Source organism: Gracilimonas sp., from assembly GCF_035704785.1.
GTDB lineage: Bacteria > Bacteroidota > Rhodothermia > Balneolales > Balneolaceae > Gracilimonas.
The window spans coordinates 1-4,427 of the sequence record NZ_DASSWP010000156.1 but is presented as its reverse complement, the minus strand read 5'-3'; the positions used below and the strand labels follow the sequence as shown (position 1 = coordinate 4,427).

Below are 4,427 nucleotides of genomic sequence, written 5' to 3'. Positions count from 1 at the left end.
ACTGAAATGTGATGTAGCACATCCGCTGAGAATTAATAAAGTTACAGCCATCAATAGGGAGCGTACAGAGGGGGTATTAAAATGAGAGGTAGAATACATGGCAAGTGTATGAAGTTGGTGGTTCGCATAAAACCTATCCAAATATAATATCTTTTAAAATAATGTCAATTCAATAGGTTAGCCTAAGAATAGGACAGGTTTGGAATCGCCTGGCTTATTCAGAATGAAAAGATCAATGGACGGTGAATAGTAGAAATTACTCCACCAAAATATCGCCGTAGGAGATCATCTGGTTATTGGCATTGAAGATATATATCCGGTTTAATCCACGTGCAGCTTCGGGTGTCCCGTTTATTCCAAATTCAATAGGATTGATCGGAAAGGTGGTCAGGCCCGGTTCAAGGGTTTGAAAACTTTGATATAAACTTCGAAAGTTGTTGTCAGCAAGCCGCACCAGTACTTCTATACCTGTTACCGATTGAACCCCGGTGACCTCTACTTCAAACTGGACGGTCTGATTAGTAGTTACCGGGTTTGGAAAGGGAGGCACGATCTCGATCAGCCCCTGAAAAAGAGGGGAGGTTCGCCAGTCATCTTCATCCACAGATTGAATGGCTCCCTGAGAGGTGGTCTCTGTGAAATTGTTGGGAGCTGAATAGGCTTGTTCTTCAAATTCACGCTGGGCATCGTTTCGGGTGCATCCCATTATTAAAGTGAATAGGAGGAGAATCGCAGTAAAAGAATAAAAATTTGACATAAAAGGCACGAAGCTGTTGTTCATTACGTTCGAATTTGCAGAAACAAACCGTATCTTTAAGAGCTAAAAAATACAAAAACTTTCACCATAATAATACGATGCTTCATATAGTTGGGATTAACAATTGTAACAAGATCAGAGATACTAAAAAATGGATGGAGGAGCATGATGTTGAATTTGAGTTTGTAGACGTAAAAAAAGCTCCCCTTAACCGTGAAGAACTCAAAGAGCTGGAATTTAAGGTTGGCTTGGATGTATTGGTGAATAAAAGGGGGCGTAAATGGAGAGATCTTGGCCTTGCTGACAAAGACTTGTCCGACGAAGAGTTATTTGAACATTTGCTGGAGCATCAGACTATGATAAAGAGGCCTGTGTTGATCAAAGATGAATCAGTGCTGGTGGGATATGATGAGGAATCTTTTGAAGCTTTTGTTTCCGAAGAAGAAGCCGATTAATCGGGTCAAAAAATATAATCTATGAACAAAATTATTCTCCTGTTACTGTCACTGATCCTGTTTTCAGATCCGGCTTTGAGCCAGAACGATCTATCTTCGGAAAGTACAGACCAGCCTACAATGGAAGAGTTGTTTTCTGTTAAGGAAACTTTTCGGTATGAAGTTAAATATGGCTTTTTAAAACTTGGCTGGGTAAATGTGACCCTACTGAGTGATAGCTTATATCAGGACCAGGAACGAAAACATATTCTTACAGAGATCGAGTCCAATTCATCCATTCCTTTTGTCGGTGAAGAGTTGGATCGTTTTCACAGTTTATTTTATGTGAATGAAGATGGGCTTCCCGTTGAATCAAAGTATTGGAAAAATAACATTGATGAAGATGAATATCATGAGATACAGTACTGGTTCGATCGGGACAGAGGGAAAGTGTACTACCTGGAAGAAGATGACACCCGCGACACGCTGGATCTGGAAGACCCGGCAACATCAGGCCATTTGATTTTTTATTTTTCACGTTTATTTGCCGGCAGTGATGAGAATTTTAAGCTTCCTGTTTATGTAACCAAGAAAAAGGGGTATATCTACGGCCGTAATTCTACTGAAAAGGAAAAACGAAGATACGCTCCGTTTGATGAACCTGTGATGGCATATAAAATGAACGGCACTACGGAAAACATCGAAGGCCCTTTTGGTTTTTCGGGCGACTTCAGGGCGTGGTTTTTGGATGATGACCTTCGTGTTCCGCTGGAAGCCCGTGTCAAAGTATTTTGGGGAAATGTAATTGTAAGATTGATCGAGTACACACGCGAAGAACTATGAAACAAGTATTGATAAAGAAACTGAAACATGCGAAAGACCTGCCTCTTCCAAATTATGAATCGGTATCGGCGGCCGGGATGGACCTCAGGGCGGCAGTGGAAACACCTATTGTAATTAAGCCCGGAGAACGGAAAATGATTCCCACAGGTTTGCAAATGGCGTTGCCGATAGGATATGAGGCGCAGGTTCGACCACGCAGCGGATTGGCCGTTAAGCACGGTATTACCATGTTGAACACGCCCGGTACCATTGATGCGGATTATCGCGGAGAGTTAAAGATGATAGCCATTAATCATGGAGAGGAAGAATTCATCGTAAATCATGGCGATCGCATTGCCCAGATGGTGATCGCCCCGGTCACGCAATTCCCGGTAGTGGAAGTGGATGAACTGGATGAAACGGATCGCGGCGAAGGGGGGTTTGGAAGCACCGGAGTGAAATGAATATTCAATATTGAACAGAGGAATATTGAATATTGAACGTAAAGAACCCCCAGTCGTCCGCAGGTCCTTGAAGCGTTCGCTGTATGAACCGGGATCTTTCCTGCAGTCACCCACAACGCTTGGAGGTCTTAGCAGACGCACCAAGGTTGTTTTAATACCGAAATCAATTAGGAAAAGCTGAAAGCTGAGCGCTGACAGCTGTCAGCTACAAGCTATGCTAAAAAATCTTCGTCCGTATCTAGACCTCATAAAAGAAAACCACGACTTTCGTCGGCTTTGGCTGGCACAGTCGGTTTCTAACTTCGGGGATTGGTTTGGGCTTCTGGCGCTCTATGCTATAATAAGTCGCTATTCTGATTCAGAGTTTTTACTTGGGCTGATCATAGTGGTGAAAATGCTGAGTCTTGCTTTTTTCTCTCCATACGCCGGCTACCTGGCTGATCGCTTCAACCGCCGCCGGCTTATGATCTGGTGTGATCTGTTTCGGGGGGTGGCCGTACTTGGGATCATTTTAGTTCAATCTGAGGAGATGCTTTGGCTTGCCTATGTGCTTACCGCCATTCAGATGATGCTATCGGCCGTATTTGAGCCCGCTAAAACTTCTTCTATTCCTAATGTTACCTCCGAAGAAAACCTGACTAATGCCAACATCATTTCTACGGCCACCTGGAGTATCATCTTCACAACGGGAATGGCGATCGGAGGATTTGCAACGGAGTGGCTGGGAACTGATATGGTGCTCATCCTGGATGCCATGACGTATGCGCTTTCGGCCTGGTTCGTGTATCGTGCCGCCATTCCTCAAACACGCCTTTCGAAAGAGGAGATGTACAGAACCAGAAATCCGCTGAAAGGGATCAAAGAAGGACTGAGCTATTTGTTTAATAACCGGCATATTTTGCGGCCTTCGCTGGCTAAAGGAACTTCGACGGTATTTTTAGGGGGATTAGTTTATCTGCTGATTATCGTCAGTGAGGAAGTGTTGATGATGGGGAGTATCGGGCTTGGATTGCTGTATGCCGCCCGTGGATTTGGAACGGGGATCGGTCCGATAATAGGCCGGCGTTTATTCAGTGATGAAAAAGACTGGGTAATGGTGATGGGGCTGGCCATCACCTTTTGTGGATTGATGTATATGATCGTGGGTTTTGTAAATGAATTAGCACTGATGCTCATCTTTGTTCTTTTTGCTCATGCGGCATCCGGGGCTAACTGGGTAACGAGCACGGTACTTCTCCAAAAAAGAACACAGGATACATTTCGGGGAAGGATTTTCAGTACGGAATGGCTCTTGTTTACGATCGGAAGCTCCATTTCAACCACTATTGCATCGCTGATCCTGGAATTTGATATTATGACGGTGAAACCGCTTATCATCGTATATGGTGGAATAATGGCTTTGGGAGGGATTTTCTGGAGTTTTACGATTACCAAGAATGAGAAAATATATCAAGAGGGTCTTTAAACAATTATGGATCTTTTCAGTCTTGAGCGAAGCGGAGACTGAAAAGTATCAGCTCAGGAAGTCTCCGACTTCCAATACGGGCAACCAGCAAAACTCAAATCAGGATCTCTTCAATATCCAATAATCCGGTCTTATCGATATACCATTGTGCACTGCTATAAGGATAGTCTTCTGGCTTTTTGCAGAATCCCGCTTTCACCGGATTGTAATGGATATACTCCATTTTTTGATTGTAAAACGAATTAGATGTCACTTCCACGGGGCGATTGTCTTGTCGCCAAAACTGATAGGTCGTGTTATTTGGGTTTTTACTTCCAGCTTTTTTAAACATCCATAGCATCCATTTTCTCCGGCTTTCTTTTGGATTTGATTGAAGGTCATTCAATATTGAATAAGCAGTAAATTTTTTAAAATCCCTGAGGATGTCTGATAAATTAAAACCTTCTTTCGCACTAACCATTAAATGAATATGGTTTGTCATCAGG

Annotated in this window: 6 protein-coding genes; 4 read left to right on the top strand and 2 right to left on the bottom strand. The window is 43.2% G+C overall.

The genetic code is table 11. The features are described 5' to 3' along the window. Positions 1 to 256: 256 nt before the first annotated feature. The gene (locus VFM80_RS09400; RefSeq protein WP_395071573.1) at positions 257 to 757 is read right to left on the bottom strand and encodes a hypothetical protein; all 501 of its coding nucleotides are present in this window, start codon (positions 755 to 757) and stop codon (positions 257 to 259) included. A gap of 98 nt (positions 758 to 855) precedes the next feature. Here VFM80_RS09400 and VFM80_RS09395 point away from each other — a divergent pair, with 98 nt between their 5' ends. The 4 genes from VFM80_RS09395 (at position 856) to VFM80_RS09380 (ending at position 3,942) form a co-directional block, all read left to right on the top strand. Then, complete coding sequence (locus VFM80_RS09395; RefSeq protein WP_395071572.1) at positions 856 to 1,212, top strand: arsenate reductase family protein; 357 nt, start codon at positions 856 to 858, stop codon at positions 1,210 to 1,212. Between the two features lie 21 nt (positions 1,213 to 1,233). Beyond that, the gene (locus VFM80_RS09390) at positions 1,234 to 2,034 is read left to right on the top strand and encodes a DUF3108 domain-containing protein (RefSeq protein ID WP_395071571.1); all 801 of its coding nucleotides are present in this window, start codon (positions 1,234 to 1,236) and stop codon (positions 2,032 to 2,034) included. Beyond that, a complete protein-coding gene (dut, locus tag VFM80_RS09385) occupies positions 2,031 to 2,477 on the top strand; it encodes a dUTP diphosphatase (RefSeq protein ID WP_395071570.1) in 447 nt (148 codons plus the stop codon). Before VFM80_RS09390 ends, dut begins: the two co-directional genes overlap by 4 nt. 214 nt (positions 2,478 to 2,691) lie before the next feature. After that, positions 2,692 to 3,942 (top strand): MFS transporter, encoded by a 1,251-nt coding sequence (locus tag VFM80_RS09380; protein WP_395071569.1) that lies wholly within the window; start codon positions 2,692 to 2,694, stop codon positions 3,940 to 3,942. A gap of 94 nt (positions 3,943 to 4,036) precedes the next feature. Here the strand turns inward: VFM80_RS09380 and VFM80_RS09375 are convergent. Continuing rightward, positions 4,037 to 4,427, bottom strand: a 391-nt coding sequence (locus tag VFM80_RS09375) for a transposase (protein WP_395071568.1), incomplete at its 5' end; no start/stop codon positions are given.

Coding starts and splice junctions, on each gene's coding strand:
- VFM80_RS09400 (WP_395071573.1), bottom strand. CDS start 757: ATGTCAAATTTTTATTCTTTTACTGCGATTCTCCTCCTATTCACTTTA.
- VFM80_RS09380 (WP_395071569.1), top strand. CDS start 2,692: ATGCTAAAAAATCTTCGTCCGTATCTAGACCTCATAAAAGAAAACCAC.
- VFM80_RS09390 (WP_395071571.1), top strand. CDS start 1,234: ATGAACAAAATTATTCTCCTGTTACTGTCACTGATCCTGTTTTCAGAT.
- dut (WP_395071570.1), top strand. CDS start 2,031: ATGAAACAAGTATTGATAAAGAAACTGAAACATGCGAAAGACCTGCCT.
- VFM80_RS09395 (WP_395071572.1), top strand. CDS start 856: ATGCTTCATATAGTTGGGATTAACAATTGTAACAAGATCAGAGATACT.